18 protein-coding genes are annotated in these 19,027 nt (G+C 59.6%); 14 read left to right on the forward strand and 4 right to left on the reverse strand.

Annotation, left to right across the window (positions count from 1 at the left end; translation table 11 throughout):
* Nucleotides 1–27: 27 nt before the first annotated feature.
* Nucleotides 28–516, reverse strand: coding sequence for a phosphate-starvation-inducible PsiE family protein (locus JOE29_RS19510; protein ID WP_003316964.1), 489 nt, complete (start codon nt 514–516; stop codon nt 28–30).
* 409 nt (nt 517–925) lie between these two features.
* Between JOE29_RS19510 and JOE29_RS19515 the strand changes: the two genes are divergently transcribed.
* The 7 genes from JOE29_RS19515 (at nt 926) to JOE29_RS19545 (ending at nt 11,410) form a co-directional block, all read left to right on the forward strand.
* Complete coding sequence (locus tag JOE29_RS19515) at nt 926–1,192, forward strand: YebG family protein (protein ID WP_003341670.1); 267 nt, start codon at nt 926–928, stop codon at nt 1,190–1,192.
* 701 nt (nt 1,193–1,893) lie between these two features.
* Entirely contained in the window at nt 1,894–3,144 is a 1,251-nt protein-coding gene (wecB, locus tag JOE29_RS19520; protein WP_003421747.1) for a UDP-N-acetylglucosamine 2-epimerase (non-hydrolyzing), read from the forward strand.
* A 166-nt stretch (nt 3,145–3,310) separates the two neighbouring features.
* A complete protein-coding gene (locus tag JOE29_RS19525; RefSeq protein ID WP_210079775.1) occupies nt 3,311–5,527 on the forward strand; it encodes a cellulose biosynthesis cyclic di-GMP-binding regulatory protein BcsB in 2,217 nt (738 codons plus the stop codon).
* 12 nt (nt 5,528–5,539) lie between these two features.
* On the forward strand, nt 5,540–7,660 hold the full coding sequence (locus tag JOE29_RS19530; protein WP_103363023.1) for a glycosyl transferase family protein: 2,121 nt from the start codon (nt 5,540–5,542) through the stop codon (nt 7,658–7,660).
* Entirely contained in the window at nt 7,657–9,621 is a 1,965-nt protein-coding gene (locus tag JOE29_RS19535; protein WP_103363022.1) for a bacteriophage N4 adsorption protein A, read from the forward strand. The genes JOE29_RS19530 and JOE29_RS19535 overlap by 4 nt, the downstream gene beginning before the upstream one ends.
* Nucleotides 9,622–9,652: 31 nt before the next feature.
* Nucleotides 9,653–10,525: a hypothetical protein gene (locus JOE29_RS19540; protein WP_210079776.1), complete on the forward strand. Its 873-nt coding sequence runs from the start codon at nt 9,653–9,655 to the stop codon at nt 10,523–10,525.
* A gap of 81 nt (nt 10,526–10,606) precedes the next feature.
* Complete coding sequence (locus tag JOE29_RS19545; protein WP_210079777.1) at nt 10,607–11,410, forward strand: transglutaminase family protein; 804 nt, start codon at nt 10,607–10,609, stop codon at nt 11,408–11,410.
* A 522-nt stretch (nt 11,411–11,932) separates the two neighbouring features.
* Here JOE29_RS19545 and JOE29_RS19550 read toward each other — a convergent pair.
* Nucleotides 11,933–12,844, reverse strand: coding sequence for an SDR family oxidoreductase (locus JOE29_RS19550; protein ID WP_210079778.1), 912 nt, complete (start codon nt 12,842–12,844; stop codon nt 11,933–11,935).
* A gap of 111 nt (nt 12,845–12,955) precedes the next feature.
* Nucleotides 12,956–13,408: a flavodoxin gene (locus tag JOE29_RS19555; RefSeq protein WP_004402767.1), complete on the reverse strand. Its 453-nt coding sequence runs from the start codon at nt 13,406–13,408 to the stop codon at nt 12,956–12,958.
* Nucleotides 13,409–13,614: 206 nt separating this feature from the next.
* Between JOE29_RS19555 and JOE29_RS19560 the strand changes: the two genes are divergently transcribed.
* From JOE29_RS19560 to JOE29_RS19590, 7 genes are all read left to right on the forward strand, one after another.
* Entirely contained in the window at nt 13,615–14,220 is a 606-nt protein-coding gene (locus tag JOE29_RS19560) for a hypothetical protein (protein ID WP_003316979.1), read from the forward strand.
* Nucleotides 14,221–14,371: 151 nt separating this feature from the next.
* Nucleotides 14,372–14,938 carry an antibiotic biosynthesis monooxygenase gene (locus JOE29_RS19565; protein WP_003346204.1) on the forward strand — a complete coding sequence of 189 codons (567 nt, stop codon included), beginning with the start codon at nt 14,372–14,374 and terminating at the stop codon, nt 14,936–14,938.
* Nucleotides 14,939–15,171: 233 nt separating this feature from the next.
* Nucleotides 15,172–15,882, forward strand: a complete 711-nt coding sequence (gene folM, locus JOE29_RS19570; protein ID WP_057406436.1) for a dihydromonapterin reductase — start codon at nt 15,172–15,174, stop codon at nt 15,880–15,882.
* 21 nt (nt 15,883–15,903) lie between these two features.
* A complete protein-coding gene (gene folE / locus JOE29_RS19575) occupies nt 15,904–16,467 on the forward strand; it encodes a GTP cyclohydrolase I FolE (protein ID WP_210079779.1) in 564 nt (187 codons plus the stop codon).
* Nucleotides 16,467–16,838 (forward strand): dihydroneopterin triphosphate 2'-epimerase, encoded by a 372-nt coding sequence (gene folX / locus JOE29_RS19580; protein WP_003316983.1) that lies wholly within the window; start codon nt 16,467–16,469, stop codon nt 16,836–16,838. The genes folE and folX overlap by 1 nt, the downstream gene beginning before the upstream one ends.
* Nucleotides 16,839–16,881: 43 nt before the next feature.
* A complete protein-coding gene (locus JOE29_RS19585; RefSeq protein ID WP_024959501.1) occupies nt 16,882–17,181 on the forward strand; it encodes a DUF1244 domain-containing protein in 300 nt (99 codons plus the stop codon).
* Entirely contained in the window at nt 17,174–17,515 is a 342-nt protein-coding gene (locus JOE29_RS19590; protein ID WP_003316985.1) for a HopJ type III effector protein, read from the forward strand. Before JOE29_RS19585 ends, JOE29_RS19590 begins: the two co-directional genes overlap by 8 nt.
* A 256-nt stretch (nt 17,516–17,771) precedes the next feature.
* Here the strand turns inward: JOE29_RS19590 and trxB are convergent, their stop codons facing one another.
* Nucleotides 17,772–18,734: a thioredoxin-disulfide reductase gene (gene trxB, locus JOE29_RS19595; protein ID WP_003316986.1), complete on the reverse strand. Its 963-nt coding sequence runs from the start codon at nt 18,732–18,734 to the stop codon at nt 17,772–17,774.
* Nucleotides 18,735–19,027 lie beyond the last annotated feature (293 nt).

Here is a 19,027-nt window from a genome sequence, read left to right on the forward strand (position 1 = left end):
CTTGCACAGATGCCGCCATTGCCTCGATCAGATTTCGCCCTTCTCTTCCGTCACCGCGCCTTTGACGGTGCTGGACGAGTCGGGAATCTTCGCTGAAGGGTATTTGTAAGACGCATAGCGCACCACCAGAATCGCAAACGCCAGCAACAGAATGCCGCCACACAGGTAGATAATGCCGATGTCCGGTGGGTTGTGATGGGACACGTCGGAAATCAGCAGGCGCGTCAGTGCCGTGATTGCGACATAGATCAGGAAGCGCACGGGCATGTGGTTGGTCTTGAAATAAATCCCGGTCATCGCCCCCAGCTCGAGATAGATGAACAGCAGCAGGATGTCATCGACCGTGACGTTGCCTTTCTCGACCATCCCCAGAAATGCAACCACCGACGCCCAGGCAGTGATCGCGCCGATTGCGAACAGCGCCAGAAAGTGGAAGCTCTCCACACACAGGTTGCCCAGTGACTCGGCCTGCGCATGCACGCGGTGTCTTATCTTTACTGCCCATTTGTTTCCCATGACGCGTTACCTCTGAACCTTCGTTTATGCCGACCGGATGATGCCGGGTACTCGTGACACCCTTGTGGCCTGCTTTTGAAAGCAGGAACAGGGCCATAGGCTATGGTTGAGAGCGCGGCGGGTTGTCGCAAGGCACATTTGCAGCGTAAAAAGATGCGTAAACGCCACTATTCAGGCAGGGCTTGATTGGCACATGGCTTTTACTGTATAAAAACACAGTAATCGAGAAATCGCTTTCGCTGTTGCGTCGCAGGCCGGCCTCACTAAAGGCCTTCACGCAGTGCCCGCTACACCTGACCGGCGCGCTGGTCATGCACGATCGATGCTTTGCATACCCGCTGGTCAGAGCACAAAGCGCTGAACGTCCGGGTCTAGCCCTTTCAACACTGGATAAGACGACGAGGCCAAAATGGCTGTTGAAACCCTTTACCGCAGCACCCGCGATCTGGAGACTACTTTCGTGGACCGTAAACTCGCCGATGCGCACGACCAAATGCTCGAGCTGGCCGAGCTTCTCACCGACGTCCTGATCAAGAACGTGCCGGGGATCTCGGAGAAGCATGCAGAGGACGCGAGCATTTACATGGCGAAGAATCGCGCCGTGTTCGCAGCGGCGTTCAAGAACAACGCGACCGCGCTCAGCGAGCTGTCGGAACCGGCCGAGGCGAAAGGCTGATTTCGCTGTGAGCTGCGACTCCCCTCATGCGAGGGGGTCGCCAATCATTCTCATTTAATGGCTGGGCAATCGCCCGTATTGCTGCTACAACTCAATACTGTATATGCCGTACAACTTGAACAGCATCTAAGCGAACTCCTAACCTCCCGCCCGCTCGTCAGCGTGTCAAACTCGACACCTAATCAAAGTTGCCAACCGTCATTATATTAGCGTCATTTTTGTGAACCCCTTCTCTCTTCCTGTCATTAAACAGGCGTCAGGATTCTGCTGTAGTGACGCCCGTCTCAGCGCCACTATTTTTGTTGGAACTTTTTGCCATCACTCATAACTACGCGTGGCAAACAGGCATTCAAAACAGCTGGAAAAACGTTCCAACCCCCCTCAAAAGCCCCGAATTCATTGACCAAAAGGCCCTTCCTAAAAAATTTAACCCTCTACTGACCGTGGTGAAATTCTAAAGTTCATACTCATTGTTACTTTGAAAAATACTTAATAAAAAATTTTGCTTTATTATCCTGTTCTGTTAATAATCCCGACAACTCCGGGTAACAAGGCATATTGCTACATTCACACTGAAGTGAACATCGAGCCACAAACTCCGATCTTTCCGCCCGAGAAACTCATCAACTCGCTAGCTGACCAAGCTGTTCTCAGCCTGGTTCTTGCTGCTGTGCGACGCGCTAAGTGCGCGGGAGGAAATAATGGCTGGTCTGCACCCCAGAATGAAGGTCCTTTCCATTTTCGGTACTCGTCCGGAGGCCATCAAAATGGCTCCCCTGGTCAGAGCACTGGCTGCAGAGCCAGGTATCGACTCAAGAATCTGCATTACCGGGCAGCATCAAAGCATGCTGCAACAGGTGCTGGACATGTTCGAGCTCAAAGCCGACTACAGCCTCGATGTGATGCGCCCCGATCAGACACTGAACTCGCTGACTGCTGCGCTTTACGCGGCGATCGACCCGATTCTGGACGAGCTGAAGCCGGACAAAGTGCTGGTTCACGGCGACACCACATCAGCCATGGTGGCGGCCATGTCGGCCTTTCATCGCCGCATCCCCATCGGCCACGTCGAAGCGGGTCTGCGCACCGGTGACATCCGTCAGCCATGGCCTGAAGAGATGAACCGTCGTTGCATCGATCTGATTTCCGATCACCTGTTCGCTCCCACCGCCGAGTCGCGCCGCAACGTGCTGGGCGAGCGTTTGCAGGGCATTTCGTTCGTGACCGGCAATACCGTGATCGACGCCCTACACCTGACCGCGCAACGAATCGACAGCAACCGTCAGCTGCGCCATGCCCTTGATCGTCAGTTTTCGTTCCTGGTGCCCGAACGCAGGGTGCTGGTGGTGACCGGTCATCGTCGCGAAAACTTCGGCGACGGCTTCCTCAATATCTGCAAGGCTCTGGGCGAGCTTGCCAGACGCGACGACATACAGATCGTCTACCCGGTGCACCTGAACCCCAACGTACTGGGGCCGGTGACCGAGCACCTGGGTGAGCTGCCCAACGTGCACCTGATCAAACCGCTGGACTACCTGTCGTTCGTGCGCCTGATGCAACGCGCTCACGTCATCCTCACCGACTCCGGTGGCGTGCAGGAAGAAGCGCCGTCGCTGGGCAAACCGGTATTGGTCATGCGCGATGTCACCGAGCGCCCGGAAGCGGTCGCGGCAGGCACCGTGCGCCTGGTGGGCACCGAAACGGACGCCATCATTCGTGGCGTGAACGCCCTGTTTGACGATGATGCCCTGTGGCACAACGCCTCCCGCTCGGCCAACCCTTATGGCGACGGCAAAGCCAGTTCACGGATCGTCGATGCGCTGATGGGTCGCCCGGTGGATGAGTTTGTCGCCGAGCTGCCGCGTCAGCGCCAGGACTCGATGGACAGGCACATGGATACACGAATCAAGCCGCAGCACGAACATGCAGAGTTGCGCTCGATGGCCAGCTAGCACAACGGTCGCGCAGATAGCGCAGACACACCCTAAAAAATCCGCAGGAAGCAGTCCGCAAACAATACGGGCACCCGGTTCAGACCGAGTGCCCGAAAAACGTTGTAGCAGACCGGCAGCCTGTATCAAGACCCAATGGCCTTGAGCCTTTACCGAGATCTGCACGATGAAATCTTCCGTTGCCGTAAACATGGGCGCGTTTGGCGTACTTGCCTGCGGGATTAGCCTGCTGGCTCTGATGCCTGCATTCGCCCTGGCTGCCGACAGCCCGCTGACCCAGGCGATCAACCGAATCACTGCCGACAATCGCCAGGAGCGCGTGGTCGAGCTGAGGGAGCTGGGTATTGATCGTCCGATCATCCTCAATGCCACCGACGCCCGCCGCGAGCTGTACCTGCCGGTGCCAGCCAATGTGCCGCTGACCGAGGCCACGCTGAATTTCGATGCCAGCTACCTGAACGGCGAGGCAGGCCGCAACACGCTGCTGCTGTCGCTGGACGGTTATCCGGTACGTGCGCTGGGCCTCAATGAAGAACAGGGCAACGCCAGTGCGACGCTGGGCGTCGACAAGGCAGCGCGCGAAAACGGCTCGGTGCGGCTGGGGATTGCCTGGTCGTCGGTGATCTCGAAAGTGCTCTGCGAAGACGAACGCGCGATCGGCAACGTGTTGCGCATCGATCCGCACACGCGCCTGACATACAGCTACGACGCCAGCCAGTTGCAGGACGTCGGCGCGGTATGGAACGCACTGCCCGGCAAACCCGGCCTGCTGGTCGCACCCGGCACATTGTCGAACGCCAGCTACGATGCCGCCTGGCGTCTGGGCGTAGCGCTGGAACGCATCGGCAAGCAGGCACGCATTCTGCCGTTCCCTGCGGTGCAGGACAGCGTGGACCTGAGCGGCCTGACTATTCCGGCTGAACTCAAACAGATTCCGGCGTTTGCAGGGCTCGAAGGCAAGGGTCAGTACACCCTGCGCGACCCGGCGGAAATCGGTGCATTGCTGATGCTCGGCCAGACACCTGCGTTGCAGGCCGACATGGCGATCAGCGATCCGCAGTTGCTCAAGGCAATCGACGACGCCATGGACGCTCTCCAGGTGCAGGTGCAGGGTCTGGATGCTTCGGCGGCCAGCGCACTGGGCCAATGGCGCGAACGCCACATCAAGAAGCCGCTCGCCAACAGCACCGGGGATGACGTGAGTCTGGCCCTGCTGGGCAATCGCGCACTGCTGATGATCAAGCCGGAGTCGGCCGACAAAGCTATCGGCCTGTTCAGTTCGGCGTGGAACAAACTGGCGCGCAATCGCCAGCTGACCATCGGCGAAGAGGCCGCCATGCCTCTGAGCGAAGACGGTCGCGTCGCACTGACCCGCCTGGGCGGCAAGCCCGGCACGGTGGATGTGCTGGCAAAAACCGACTGGAGCGCCTCGTTCCCGCTGGGCAGCGTTGCCTATGACGGTCGTGTACCGGTGACTGCGATGATCGATATCGCTGCCGCCCCCGGCGCATCGGGTACCCCGCCGGTTGCCACGCTGTTCCTCAACGATTACCTGATCGGCGCGATGCAACTGACGGCCGATGGCAAGAAAGAGCGCATCGAAGCTCGCATTCCGCAGTACGCACTGGCGGCGCAGAACGTACTGCGCGTGTCCTTCCAGCGTCAGCCGGTCAGCAACCAGTGCCTGGAGACGCCGCAGGCGTTCCCGATCTCGGTATTGCCAACCAGCCACATCGTGCTGGACAAGGTCACGCCTGACGAAAACTTCTCGGGCATGGCGGCACGCTTCGCCACCGATACGCAGATCATGGTGCCCAAGGGCTACCTTGAGCACCCGGCCAGCAGCCTGCCGCAAGTCATCCGTATCGCCAGCGCCTCCGGCGTCTCGCCATTGCGCGCACAGCTCAGCGTCAGCGATGACGCCAGCGTAGCCGTAACCCCGGCCAAGTCTTTCCTGGCCTTCGAACTGCCCATCAAGGACGGCGCCGAGTCGGTCAAGGCCAGCAACGACGGACACCTGCTGATCAACCACAAAGAGCAGACGCTGCTCGACCTCAAGTCGCTCCACCACCTGGCTTCGCTGCAAGTGATCGAAGCTGGCGGCCAGCACGGCATGATCTATCGCACGCTGGGCGGTCAGACCCCGGTTTTCGAACGTCCGGTACTGCTGGAACGTGGCAACGCCGCAGTGCTGGCTGACAGCGGCCCGATCGCTACCTTCGACGCCAAGGACCCGACCGGCAGCCAGATGATCGAGGAGGAGGAAAGCACCGGCATCGACGCCTGGCGCAAACCTTCGCTGCTGTGGCTGATCCCGGGCGGCATCGTACTTTTTCTCATTCTGTTGCTGGCTGGCCGTAGCGCCCGTCGCAATCGCTCGTAACAGGCCGCCACAATGACGTCGCTCTATTGGCCTTACTGGCTGGCCCATTACTACAGTGTGCTGGAAGTCGCGACGATCGTTGTCGGGCTGATCATCCTGGTATCGAGTATCGATGACCTGTTCATCGATATCTGGTACTGGTCGCGGCGGCTGTACCGCAAGTTCACCGCCGAACGCCGCTACCGGCCGCTGACTGCCGAGCAGTTGATTGCCCGCGACGAGCAGCCGCTGGCGATCATGGTCCCGGCCTGGCTGGAATACGACGTCATCGCGCCGATGATCGAAAACATGGTGTCGACGCTCGACTATCAGAACTACGTGGTGTTCGTCGGCACTTACATCAACGACCAGCGCACCATCGATGAAGTGGAGCGTATGCGTCGCCGCTACAAGCAGTTGCACCGCGTGGAGGTGCCGCACGCCGGCCCGACCTGCAAGGCCGACTGCCTGAACTGGGTGATCCAGGCGATTTTTCTGTACGAGAAGACTCATTCCGTACAGTTCGCCGGGACCATCCTGCACGACAGCGAAGACGTGCTGCACCCGCTTGAACTGCGCCTGTTCAATTACCTGCTGCCACGCAAGGACATGATCCAGTTGCCGGTCGTGTCGCTGGAACGCAACTGGTACGAATGGGTGGCCGGCACCTACATGGACGAGTTCGCCGAATGGCACGGCAAGGACCTGGTGGTACGCGAAAGCATGACTGACACCGTGCCTTCGGCTGGCGTCGGCACTTGTTTCTCGCGACGTGCGCTGATGGTGCTGGCGGATGAAAACCAGAACCAGCCGTTCAATACCGAAAGCCTGACCGAGGACTACGACGTCGGCGCGCGATTGGCGAAGTACGGCATGCAGGCGATCTTCGTACGCTTCCCGGTGCAATTTCGGGTGCTGCGCAAATCGTGGTTCCGCAAGCCTTATGAGTCGACGCTGGAAATGCCGCTGTGCGTGCGCGAATTCTTCCCGGACACCTTCCGCACCGCCTTTCGCCAGAAAGCGCGCTGGACGCTGGGTATCGGCTTGCAAGGCTGGGAGCAAATGGGCTGGACCGGCTCGCTGGCCAACCGATACCTGCTGTTTCGGGACCGCAAGGGTGTGGTCACGTCATTTGTCAGCATCCTTGCTTATGCCATCCTCATTCAGTTGCTGGCGCTGATTGTGCTGCGCTCCAGCGGAGTCTGGAACACCAGCTTTCCGACACCTTTTGAAACCACCGGGCTGATTCAATATCTGCTGGTGGCCAACGGCATCGCATTGCTGTGGCGGATCCTGCATCGCTGCTACTTCACCACCGTGCTTTACGGCTGGCAGCACGGTTTGCTGTCGATACCGCGCATGGTGGTCGGCAACTTCGTCAACTTCATGGCTGCGGCGCGGGCCTGGCGGATGTTTCTGGTGGGCAAGGTGCTCAACCGCAAGCTGGTCTGGGACAAGACCATGCACGACTTCCCGTCTTCCGACCTGATTGCCGTCGCGCCCCGCCGTCTGGGCAGCGTGCTGTTGTCCTGGCAAGCCATCAACGACGAAAAACTGCAGACCGCACTGGCTGAACAGCAAACCCGTCAGGTGCCCCTGGGCAGGATTTTGCTTAGCCACGGCTGGCTCGACGATGAAACCCTTGCCGAGGCCATCGCTTTTCAGAACGACCTGCCGCGGGTGTTCGACATCGCCGGCAAACGTGCGACAACCGATGTGCTGGCCGATGAGTTCTGCCTGCGCTGGCGTGTCGTGCCGTTGCAAATGAATGCGCTGGGGCGCCAGGAAATTGCAGTGGCCAGCCCGCTGCCGCCTGATGGTCTGCAGCAGATTACCGAACAGCTGGGCGCCGAGCCGGTGCAGTTGATTGCCCGTGAAAGCGACATCGTCGCGCAGTTGCGTCAGCTTCAGGTGGTCGAGGGTCAGCCGCTTCCAGCCAGAGCACCGCTGCTGGGCGATCTGCTCATCGAGCAAGGCCTGCTGGACCGCGACGTGTTCCAGAAAGCCATGCTCGGCTACCGCCCGCATGTGCATGGCCGCATCGGCGACTACCTGGTCGACATCGGCGTGCTGCCCAGAGAAACCATCGAACAGGCTGTGGCACGTCAGCACAACCATTACCGATCTGACGATCAAACGGAGCAGCCACTATGAAGCGCCCCTTCATCCTGTCGCTGCTGGTGAGCGGCCTGGGTCTTGTCGCACCGCTCAGCCAGGCGGAGACACTGCCCCTGCCGTTGACCGGACCCGCCTATGCCATCGCCAACGAAGCCTACATGGCCTACAACCGCAAGGATTACGACCTGGCCATCGCCAAGGCGAACGAAGCGTTGCGTCAGCGCGGTGACGCTCAGCAGTTGCGTGACCTCATTACGTTGGCCGAACGCGACAAGTACCGCCGTGATCACCCGCAACGCGCTTACAAGACAAGGCCCAAACCTGGCTACCTGGAAGGCAATCAGGCGCTACGCGCCTATGCCAGGCATGACTACGACGGCTCGGCGAGTCATGCGCGCAAGGCCATTGCCCAGGCACCGAAGAACCTTGATTACCGCATGATGCTGATCGAGGCGCTGCAACGTCAGCAGCGTCTGGACGAAGCACAGGCAGCCATCAACGATGCCGAGCAGGCACTGGGGCCGCAAGAGGTCCTGACGCGTCGTCGGCAGGCGATTCAGGAGCAGGTAGCGGTCGACAAGGCAGCCACCGGCTATAAGGCACTGGCACGCGGCGATAACGACACCGCAGTCAGCGAGGCGCGGGAGGCTGTTCGCAGTTTTCCGAAACAGATGGCTTACCGCAAGCTGCTGGTCAGCGCCCTGATTGCCCAAGGGCAGTATGCCGAAGCGCGCTCTGCGGCCACCGAAGCGCTGGCGCTGAATGGCAACGACGCCACCCTGCTCGTCCAGCGCGGACAAATGCGTCAACGCCTGGGCGATCAGGACGGTGCACGTCAGGACTTCGCCCAGGCAATGGCGGTCGGCAACCTGCCCCTGCGTGAACAGGCATCGTTGTATGCCGCCATGGGCCAGCCGAGTGAGGCGCTGCAACGTCTGCAGCAAGCTCGCGATGCAGGCCAACTGCAACCCGGCGATGAAGTGCAGATTGCCTATTTCCTCAGCCAGGCGGGCGATGATCAAGGTGCGCTGGATACCTTCAAGCGTGTTGACCGTCAGTCCGGTCTCAAGCCCCGCGAAGTACAGGATGCCGCCTACAGCGCGATGCGCACGTCGAACGATGCGCAGGCCATCGCCTACTTCAAGCGCGTGCTCGATTATCAGCAGACCGGCGATCTGCAGATGCCCGCGCAACAGGTGTTCGACACCCGACGTGCCGTGTCTGATCTGTCCCGTGAATGGGGCCTGACCAACACCACGACTTATCGGGGTGCCAGCACCAGCAGCGGCCTGAGCGGCGCACCCGGCGGCAGCAATGACAGCGTGCAGAACAGCACCGAAGTGTTCTGGCGCCCCTTCGGTTACCGTAACGCGCGCTTCGTCGAGCTTTACGGACGCGTCACCGACACGCTGTGGAGCAAGGAAGGCGACTCCGACACAGGCGCGGACGCCTTGCAGGGCGCGCTCGGTATCCGGGTCAAGCCGTTCAGCGCAGTCAACGTGATCGGCGCCTTCGAACGCACCTTTCCGCTGGGCAACTCGAACGCCGACGGCGACTGGCTGGTGCGCCTGGGCTACGGCTCGAGCATCGGCACCGACCTGCGCGTCGATGTACCGAGCTGGTGGACTTCGCAGCTGTACGCTGAAGGCGGGCGCTATCTGCAGGACAAGCGCAACTACTTCAACAGTGAGTGGCAGGTCGGGCGCAGCTTCCGTCTGGACAGCATCAGCCCGCGGCTGGTGGTGTTTCCCCATGTGGTCGCCGCAGTGGACTACGATTCGAAGATGCGCAGTGAGGTCGACAGTCTCGGCCGTAGCAGCACATCATCGGGTAATGCTGGCGGACTTGGCGTCGGTACGGGCGTGCGTTACTGGTTCCGCGAGGACAAATACAAGGCGCCGCAGTCGTATGTCGACTTCTCCGTGCAGTACCGCGAGAAAGTGTTTGGCGATGACCGCGCAGAAGGCGTTTTCGCACGCATGACGTTCTCGTGGTGATCCGCGCCCGTCCCCCATCAGGGAGTAATGTTTGAAGGCTCTGGCCGCACTGCTGCGACAGGCAACATTGGTCAAGACCTCGCTGGCCGCCCTGCTGGTGGGGGCAATCGCTCTCGGCACCAGCGAGCTGTATGTGCTGATCCAGCCCAAGGGCCCGGGCGTGGTCGGCATCGTCTGGCAACCGGATAACGCAACGGTTGGCATAAGCGGCAACTGGGACAGGCTCGGCGCACGGCAATTGCTCGTGCAGTGGACGGCGGTCGATGACCAGGCGTTCATACCGGGCACGCCGATGACCAGCGTGCCCATGTTGCCGGACTGGACACGCATCGGCAAGGAGCCGTGGGCGCAGGAGGTAATCCTCGGGCTGGCCGGGTATTTCAGCGAAACCCGTTCACGGGACAATATCGAGCAACTGGCGGTGCTTTCGGCACAACTGGCCAAGGTGAAAACGCCGCTCAATGTCACCGGCTGGTACTTCCCCGCCGAAGTCGATCCCAGCTGGAGTCGTGCCAAGGAGTTACCCGCTCTGCTGGCGAAACTGCCCAGACCGTTGTGGATCAGCGTCTACGATGGCGGCAATATCGGACCCGCCGCCACGGCGGACTGGCTGAAAACCTGGCTGCCGGACGATATCGGCGTGTTCTTTCAGGATGGCGTGGGGGTCTATGCGCGCACCGCTCCGGTTGCCCGCACCTACGCCGACGCCCTGCGCCAGCGGCTGGGCAAGAATCGCGTGAGAATCATCGTCGAAGCCTTTCGCCCGCAGCTAGGCGGCGGCTTCCGCCCGGCAACGGCGGCGGAACTGAAACCGCAGATCGCCGCCTTCGATGGCTATCCGCTGTATCTGTTCGACGGTCCGCACTATGTGACACCCGACCTGATAGAAGCCCTGAACAAGTAGAAACAAGTGGCGCTGGACGAAATTCGCGCACAGGGCTACAAAGAGTCTTCGCACTGGATTTCGAGCCGCACGGAGTGGTCCATGACGCCACGTCAGCATTGCCTGGCCTGCCTGCAACAGACACCGCCCGCGGTGTTTGAAGCTGCGTTATGGGTGTCGACCGAACATGACGCGCACTTCGCGTGGCATGAGGTAATGAGCGAAATGGATCGGTTGCAGCGCCAGATAAGCGCGGCGCTGCCTGTCCTGCCTGCGCCTGAACTCGCGCAACCGCTGTTACGGCAGCTCAACGCGCTTGGTTTTCAGCAGGATGACTGGAACCCTCCCAAACCCGATTCGGCCCTTTTGCACAAGATCGTGGAGCAGCGTCGAGGCCAGCCGCTGGGGCTGGCAATGATCGCGCTGGAGATCGCACGGCGCCTGGACATCGCCATGGAAGGCGTTAACTTCCCGGGTCACTTCCTGCTGCGCGTGCCGGGTGCCGATCACCTGCTCGACCCCTGCAGCGGGCGCAGGCTCTATCCCGCCGACTGCCGCGAGCTGTTGATCAGGCAGTTCGGCCCGACCATGAAGCTGCGCGCCGAGCATATGACACGCGCCACCCCGACCAGCATGCTGCAACGGTTGTCACGCAACCTGCGGCACCTGCATCAGATCAACGATAATGTTCTCGCGGCGCTCAAGGATGCCGACCGCATCGTCGAACTGGGCCAAGCCACCAGCAGCGATCACCTGGCCCGCGCCAGTCTGTACCAGTTTCTCGAATGCCCGCAGGCCGAACGCTTCGATCTGGAACGCGCGCTGCTGCTCAGTGAAGACCCAATGCAAAGACTCAAGCTGGCCGAGCGCCTGAGCCGCTTGCCGGTAAACCACCGCGTTCATTGAGCGCACTACTCATTCGCTGCGAATTGTTACCTGCCGGGTAATGCTGCATATCCTGCGCGGGGATTTTTCAGACGCGCGATGGCGGTTAATCTGCGCGCGTTAAATCGACGTGGATTTGCAAGCTCCCTTGATCCTGCGTTTTGTTTGGCCGCCGTGCAGATATTTGTGCAGCGGCCTTTTTTATTGCCCGCAGGTTTTAACGCTTTCCGCGCTTATGCCGTGCAGCGTGCCGCAGCCTGCTTGACCTTGACCCGTTCAGGAGGCGCCGCAATGCTTACCTGAGGAAGCTCGCCCCCTATTAATCTGGCCATGTGTCACTCCAGATATGAATGTGTTCGGACTTCATATCGGAGTGGAAGATGCTTAATGAATAGGTCTGCAAAAATCCATACTCGTCCTACAGAGGCAAAAGACAGTTTTTACATAAATCGGCGAAACGCCCTTATACAACCAAGCAACCCGCTTAAACAGGTGCGCAAGTTCAACGAACACTCGTGTCTTGCATCAACGGCCATAGGCTGTTTATTTAACGTATTTCTGCAGATTGGCCATCATTTCCTTCAACGCCTCGCCAGTGTCGGCAGGGTGCACTGCGTTGGCGAAATCACCAATCGCCTGCCACTGCGCCGCAACGTCTTGCGGGCTGAAACCCGTCTGCGGGTCGAAACAGGCTCCCTGACTGCGCTGCCAACGGACCTTGCCGATCCAGCCACCACCCACTTCGAACAACTCGCCACTGCTTTGGCATTGTTCACTGCCCAGGTACACCACCAACGGGCTGACCAGTTCGGGTTTGAGCAGCTCGAAAACATTGGCGGGGATCAGCCCCTCGGTCATGCGTGTGCCGCCCGTTGGCGCTATGGCGTTGACGAAGATGCGGTGCTTGCGACCTTCCAGCGCGAGGGTGCGGGTCAGTCCGTACAGCCCCAGCTTGGCCGTCGCGTAATTGGCTTGCCCGAAGTTGCCGTAGATACCGGACGTCGATGACGTGAAGATCACCCGCCCGTCATTCTGCTCGCGCAGATAAGGCCAGGCGGCATGGGTGACTTTGTAGGCTCCCTCGACATGGACGCGATAGACCAGGTCCCAGTCGGCGTCCTCCATTTTGGCGAAGGTCTTGTCACGCAGAATGCCAGCGTTGTTGACCAGCACATCGATGCGCCCGAATGCGTCCAGCGCATGCTGCACAATGCGGCCGCCCTCGGTCACCGAATCATGGTTGGCTATCGCAGTGCCGCCTGCCGCGCGAATCTCGGCCACCACGCGATCGGCGGCAGACGCGCTGGCCCCTTCGCCATGCGCCGAGCCACCCAGGTCGTTGACCACCACTCGCGCACCGTGTTTCGCAAACAGCAGCGCATGAGCCCGACCCAGCCCACCCCCTGCGCCGGTCACAATCACGACTTTATCGTCAAAACGCACTGACTCGCTCATCGCTGGCTCCATGCCTCAAGAATACGTTGCGATGAGTGTCGTACACGCCCTGCACAGCCACAATCAACACCCGCAGTGCTGAATCATTCCCCATAAAGGAGCGCGATGTTTTCAGCCCAGGTGCTTGATGAACGCTTCCAGCCACGGCTCGGCGTCGGTTTCCGGGGTGACGCTTTCACTTCCGTCCAGACGCAACATGTCCTGTACTTCGCTAACGCCCAACTCAACGAACAGTTCACGCATCTGCTCACCGCCGGCGCAAAAGGTGTCGCCGTAACTGGCATCGCCCAGTGCAATCACCCCGCCAGGCAATCCACGCAGTTGGCCTGGCAGACTGTCGCGCAGCGCTGCATAAAGAGGCATGAGGTTGTCGGGCAACTCGCCCATCCCGGTAGTCGACGTCACAGCAAGCAGCGCCTGAGGCTCGAAGGCGAGCAGCTCCGGCAACATGAGGCGCGGATTGACGAGGGTCTCATGGCCGGCGGCACGCAACAGTGCAGCGGCGTGTCTGGCAACTTCCTCGGCCGATCCGTAGACCGTTCCACACACGATGGCGACTTTCATGGTTATTCCTGCAGCAGCTTAAAAAAGTGAAACATTATGCCTTAGAATGCCGTCTGAATTTTCTACGGACCATTCTGCCTTCGGTCTGCCCGAAGAAGCACAGCAGCGTTGAAACACTTGAATGAAAAAATATGACGGATGGCCAGAACACTTTGCGGAATCAATGGTCTTTGTTCTCAATAACCGGTTAGACCGAGCCTCCGCCCATGCAACCTGATTCACTTCTCACCCAGGCTGAGCTGGATTTTATCCAGAGCATGCAGCGCAACCCCCAGTTGAACGTACGTGACAGTACGCGCAGTCTGCTGGTCAATGGCGGCATCCAGATCCAGGATCTGCTGACAAAGCTGGCCGCTCATGAGCAGGTCACGATCCATGCGCAGTTCGAGAATCAGCAGATGAATTTCCCTCTGCACCTGGTCGAGGACGAATTCCACGCGCTGCATCTGGAGCTCGGCGCGCCGAGTATTTTCGAGGAAGGTCCGAAGATCCGCCCATGGCGGCTTGTGCTGGAAGAGCCGATCCCTCTGGAAACCGAAAAGGGCGCACTCACGGCGCTCTGGGTTCATGAGCTGTCGTTCAAGGGTGCGCTGCTCGAGTACCGCAAGGAAGGCAAGCTGCCGAGAAACTTTTCCGCCTGGTTCAACCCGCCAGGGCAAGCGCCCATTCCGATGCGCGGCAAGCTGGAGCGAATGATCGGGCAGAACGTCGGCGCCTATCATTTCAGCAAGCACGGCAAAGACGATGCCGAACGCCTGCGCCAGTACATCCTGCAAGAGCATCGTCGCAAACATCCATCCTTGCACAAGTAACCCGCCTGCCCGGCAACGCTCTACCGGTCTCTCCGCGTTTCAGGAATAATCCTTGCTTGCTGTTCACGTGAAGCTGTCGCGATCCACCATCCCGGATCGCGGCACGTGACCTCCCTACCCGGGAATTTCACGCCTCTACCGGAGATATACAATGTCTACCTCACCCGTCACCTTGATGGTTGCCCGCCGCGTGGCGCAGGGTCGCTACCATGAAATGATGGCCTGGCTGCACGAAGGCGAACAGTTGGCCACGGACTTTCCGGGGTATCTGGGTTCAGGGGTACTGGCGCCCCCGCCCGGCGATGACGAATTTCAGATCATTTTCCGCTTTACCGATGAGCACACCATGCACGCCTGGGAGCATTCCGCCTCTCGACGCTCCTGGCTGGTGCGCGGCAGCGGTCTTTTCGCACAACCCTCGGAGCATCGGGTCAGCGGCATCGACGGCTGGTTCGGCGCAATCGACCAGCGTCCGCCACGCTGGAAACAGGCTGTCGCAATCTGGCTGGCGTTTTTCCCCGTGTCGCTGATCTTCAATTTTCTACTCGGCCCCCTGCTCAACCATCTGGACCTGTTGCCGCGCATCATGATCAGCACGGCGGTGCTCACCCCACTAATGGTCTACCTGTTCATCCCGCTGTCCACGCGCCTGCTGGCACCCTGGCTGCAGAGCACGCCTGCACCGGCACGCCCGACACAATCACCTTCACCTCGCTAAACGCATAAAGACCTGTACACCTTTACACCTCGGTACAGGTCTTGGTCGCTTCCCAGCCCCGCCCGTTTCCTAAACCTCCCTGTGCTCAGCGCCTGCGAGCACTGCGTCGGCGAGTTTCATGATGTCCAGGGTTGTACAAAAAAATTCTCTGGTATAACTTTGCCTGTAAACCGGAAGAAACAATCGACCGTACAATCCCCGTCCACTACGGATAACCGATACGCGAGCTGTCGATGGCAATGTCTTCTGCACCGATCCTGATCACCGGCGCCAGCCAGCGCGTGGGCCTGCATTGCGCCTTGCGTCTGCTGGAACACGGGCAGCGGGTGATCATCAGTTATCGCACCGAGCACGAAAGTGTGACGGAACTGCGCCAGGCGGGAGCAGTGGCCATCCACGGGGATTTTTCCTGTGAGGCCGGGATCATGGCGTTTGTCGAGCTGTTGAAAACCCATACCTCGAGCCTGCGAGCCATCGTCCACAACGCTTCCGAGTGGCTGGCAGAAACACCGGGCGATGAAGCCGAAAACTTCACCCGCATGTTCAGCGTGCACATGCTCGCGCCCTACCTGATCAATCTGCATTGCGAGTCGTTGCTGACCGCCAGTGAGATCGCTGACATCGTACATATCAGCGATGACGTGACCCGCAAGGGCAGCAGCAAGCACATCGCCTACTGCGCAACCAAGGCCGGCCTGGAAAGCCTGACGCTGTCCTTCGCTGCCAGATTCGCCCCGCTTGTCAAAGTCAACGGCATAGCACCGGCGCTGTTGATGTTTCAACCCAAGGACGATGCGGCCTACCGCGCCAACGCCCTGGCCAAGTCGGCCCTGGGCATAGAGCCTGGTGCAGAGGTGATTTACCAGAGCCTGCGCTATCTTCTGGACAGCACCTATGTCACCGGCACAACACTGACCGTAAACGGCGGACGGCACGTCAAGTAAGCCGCCCCGAGGATCATTCTGATGAGTTCGTCCCTGCCACAGCACTATCGAGACATTCTGCTCGGCCTTGGTGAAAATCCAGACCGCGAAGGTCTGCTGGACACCCCGAAACGCGCGTCCAAAGCCATGCAGTACCTGTGTCACGGCTACACCCAGAGTGTCGAAGAGATCGTCAATGGCGCCCTGTTCGCCTCCGAAAACGATGAGATGGTCATCGTCCAGAACATCGAGTTGTACTCGCTTTGCGAGCACCACCTGCTGCCGTTCATAGGCAAGGCACATGTGGCTTACATTCCGACCGGCAAGGTGCTGGGCCTGTCGAAGATCGCACGCATCGTCGACATGTTTGCCCGACGTCTGCAGATTCAGGAAAATCTGACCAAGCAGATTGCCGATGCGATTCAGAAAGTCACCGGAGCCGCCGGTGTGGCCGTGGTCATTGAGGCGCAGCACATGTGCATGATGATGCGCGGCGTCGAAAAGCAGAACTCGACCATGAACACGTCAGTGATGCTGGGCGCCTTCCGTGACTCAAGCACCACGCGCATGGAGTTTCTGCAATTGATCGGACGGAGCAGACAATAATGGCAAGACTCGAACCTGGCACCGCGCGCATCCGGGTCAAGGACCTGCGTTTGCGCACGTTCATCGGCATCAACGAGGACGAAATCCTCAACAAACAGGACGTGCTGATCAACCTGACGATTCTCTATGCCGCTCAGGAAGCCGTTCGGGATAACGACATCGAGCATGCCCTCAACTATCGCACCATCACCAAGGCCATCATCCAGCATGTCGAGGGCAATCGCTTTGCCCTGCTGGAACGACTGACCCAGGAAGTGCTGGATCTGGTGATGAGCCACGAGGCGGTGACCTACGCTGAAGTGGAAGTCGACAAGCCGCATGCCCTGCGCTTTGCCGAATCGGTGTCGATCACGCTCGCCGGTCAACGCTGAAACTCTTATCATGACGTCAACCGTCTACTGAAAAGAGCCCGTCATGACCGAGCAAGAACGCCTCGAACTCGAAGCTGCAGCCTTCCGCCGACTGGTCGCGCATCTGGACAGCCGCAAGGATGTCCAGAACATCGACCTGATGAACCTGTCCGGCTTCTGCCGTAACTGCCTGTCCAAGTGGTACAAGGCCGCCGCTGACGAAAAGCAGATCGACCTCAGCCTCGATGATGCGCGTGAAGTGGTTTATGGCATGCCGTACAGCGAGTGGAAAGCCAGCTACCAGAAAGAAGCGAACGCCGAACAACAGGCGGCGTTCGTCAAGGAAACCAAACAACATGACTGATCTGAATTCCCTGCGTACCAGACTGCGCAGCGGCGAGCATGCGTTTGCCGACACCCTGGCCTTCATCGCCGAAGGCTACGACTACCAGCCTCAGGCCTTCAGAAACGGCGACGTCGACAATGCTGCCGGGCAAAACGAAGGGTCGTGCAAGACCCTGGGCCTGGCATTACTGGAAGGCCTGACTGACGAAGAGGCACTGCTGGCGTTCGGCGAGCATTACCGCTCGGTGCAAGCCACGCCTGAAGGCAGCGATCACGGCAATATCCGTGCACTGATCGCGAAGGGTCTGGCAGGTGTCAAGTTTGAAGGCGAGCCGCTCAAGCGCAAGGCTTGATCGGCTGAGTTGAAATCACATCGTTCTAGTGCCCATACCTGGGCACTCCACGTTATACACACGTCCTGGTAAGCCCGGAAAACGGGGTTAAACACAGCATGAGGCAGAGTACAGCCCACTGTGGGAGTGAGCTTGCTCACGAAGGCATCGGTTCAAACACCCTGTTTCTGGGGGATGTACTGACCTCTTCGCGAGCAATGCGGATCGCTCCCATAAGATTTGTGTATAGCGCTGAGCGCTTGGGCACGAGAGCAAATCAGAACGATACGTCAGCCAGACCGTCCAGGTAGCGCTCGACGTCCAGCGCCGCCATGCAGCCTGCACCAGCCGAAGTAATGGCCTGGCGATACACGTGGTCAGCCACGTCACCGGCAGCGAATACGCCTTCGACGCTGGTCGCCGTAGCGTTGCCTTCGCGGCCACCCTGCACAACCATGTAACCGTCTTTCAAGGCCAGCTGGCCGTCGAACAACGAAGTGTTCGGCGTGTGACCGATCGCGATGAACACACCGTCGACTTTCAGCTCGCTGCTGCTGCCGTCGTTGTTCTTCAGACGCGCACCGGTCACGCCCATGTTGTCACCCAGGACTTCGTCCAGCGTGGCATTGAGCTTGAGCTCGATCTTGCCTTCGGCGACACGTGCATGCAGCTTGTCGATCAGGATCTTCTCGGCGCGGAAGGTTTCACGACGGTGAACCAGGGTCACCTTGCTGGCGATGTTGGCCAGATACAGCGCCTCTTCAACCGCCGTGTTACCACCACCGACCACCGCGACTTCACGGTTGCGATAAAAGAAACCGTCGCATGTGGCGCAGGCAGAAACACCCTTGCCCATGAACGCTTCTTCTGAAGGCAGACCCAGGTAGCGGGCGCTGGCGCCGGTGGCAATGATCAGAGCGTCGCAGGTGTAGGTTGCGCTATCGCCCTGCAGACTGAACGGCTTGCCGGCCAGATCAACGGAATTGATGTGGTCAAAGACAATTTCAGTCTCAAAACGCTCGGCATGCTCACGCATGCGTTCCATCAGCGCAGGACCGGTCAGGCCGTGCGGGTCGCCTGGCCAGTTATCAACTTCTGTAGTCGTGGTCAATTGGCCGCCGGCCTGCATGCCGGTGATCAGCAGGGGCTTGAGGTTGGCGCGAGCGGCGTAAACCGCAGCGCTGTAACCGGCAGGGCCGGAACCGAGAATGATCACTCGGGAATGACGTACGTCTGACATGACACACTCCTATCGACCGACCGTTTACGCCGCGGTCGGGACGGCTGGATAAAAAGGACCACCGAAACGCTTGGGGAAGCGTCATTTGGTTCGGCAGGTCCTGAAAATTCTGACCTTAAGGACAGGTCTTAGATTGCCGAACAGCCTATCGGGGCCGCAGAGGTTAAGGAAATATCGTTTCACAATCCACCCTATAGGTCACTTCTATAGCGCAGGCGCCTGGAAGCGGCGCACGAGTGGCGAGCCAATCGGATAGTCTTCCTTCGCCAAGGATACGCCACAAGTCTGGCATG

This window comes from Pseudomonas sp. PvP009, from assembly GCF_017832995.1.
GTDB classification, from domain to species: Bacteria; Pseudomonadota; Gammaproteobacteria; order Pseudomonadales; family Pseudomonadaceae; genus Aquipseudomonas; species Aquipseudomonas syringae.

Bases quoted from the DNA above. Each gene is read 5' to 3' on its own strand.
- folE (WP_210079779.1), top strand. From the start codon at position 15,904: ATGAGTTCGTCCCTGCCACAGCACTATCGAGACATTCTGCTCGGCCTT.
- folM (WP_057406436.1), top strand. From the start codon at position 15,172: ATGGCAATGTCTTCTGCACCGATCCTGATCACCGGCGCCAGCCAGCGC.
- JOE29_RS19560 (WP_003316979.1), top strand. From the start codon at position 13,615: ATGCAACCTGATTCACTTCTCACCCAGGCTGAGCTGGATTTTATCCAG.
- wecB (WP_003421747.1), top strand. From the start codon at position 1,894: ATGGCTGGTCTGCACCCCAGAATGAAGGTCCTTTCCATTTTCGGTACT.
- JOE29_RS19515 (WP_003341670.1), top strand. From the start codon at position 926: ATGGCTGTTGAAACCCTTTACCGCAGCACCCGCGATCTGGAGACTACT.
- JOE29_RS19550 (WP_210079778.1), bottom strand. From the start codon at position 12,844: ATGAGCGAGTCAGTGCGTTTTGACGATAAAGTCGTGATTGTGACCGGC.
- JOE29_RS19545 (WP_210079777.1), top strand. From the start codon at position 10,607: ATGACGCCACGTCAGCATTGCCTGGCCTGCCTGCAACAGACACCGCCC.
- folX (WP_003316983.1), top strand. From the start codon at position 16,467: ATGGCAAGACTCGAACCTGGCACCGCGCGCATCCGGGTCAAGGACCTG.
- JOE29_RS19555 (WP_004402767.1), bottom strand. From the start codon at position 13,408: ATGAAAGTCGCCATCGTGTGTGGAACGGTCTACGGATCGGCCGAGGAA.
- JOE29_RS19530 (WP_103363023.1), top strand. From the start codon at position 5,540: ATGACGTCGCTCTATTGGCCTTACTGGCTGGCCCATTACTACAGTGTG.
- JOE29_RS19590 (WP_003316985.1), top strand. From the start codon at position 17,174: ATGACTGATCTGAATTCCCTGCGTACCAGACTGCGCAGCGGCGAGCAT.
- trxB (WP_003316986.1), bottom strand. From the start codon at position 18,734: ATGTCAGACGTACGTCATTCCCGAGTGATCATTCTCGGTTCCGGCCCT.
- JOE29_RS19525 (WP_210079775.1), top strand. From the start codon at position 3,311: ATGAAATCTTCCGTTGCCGTAAACATGGGCGCGTTTGGCGTACTTGCC.
- JOE29_RS19585 (WP_024959501.1), top strand. From the start codon at position 16,882: ATGACCGAGCAAGAACGCCTCGAACTCGAAGCTGCAGCCTTCCGCCGA.
- JOE29_RS19535 (WP_103363022.1), top strand. From the start codon at position 7,657: ATGAAGCGCCCCTTCATCCTGTCGCTGCTGGTGAGCGGCCTGGGTCTT.
- JOE29_RS19510 (WP_003316964.1), bottom strand. From the start codon at position 516: ATGGGAAACAAATGGGCAGTAAAGATAAGACACCGCGTGCATGCGCAG.
- JOE29_RS19565 (WP_003346204.1), top strand. From the start codon at position 14,372: ATGTCTACCTCACCCGTCACCTTGATGGTTGCCCGCCGCGTGGCGCAG.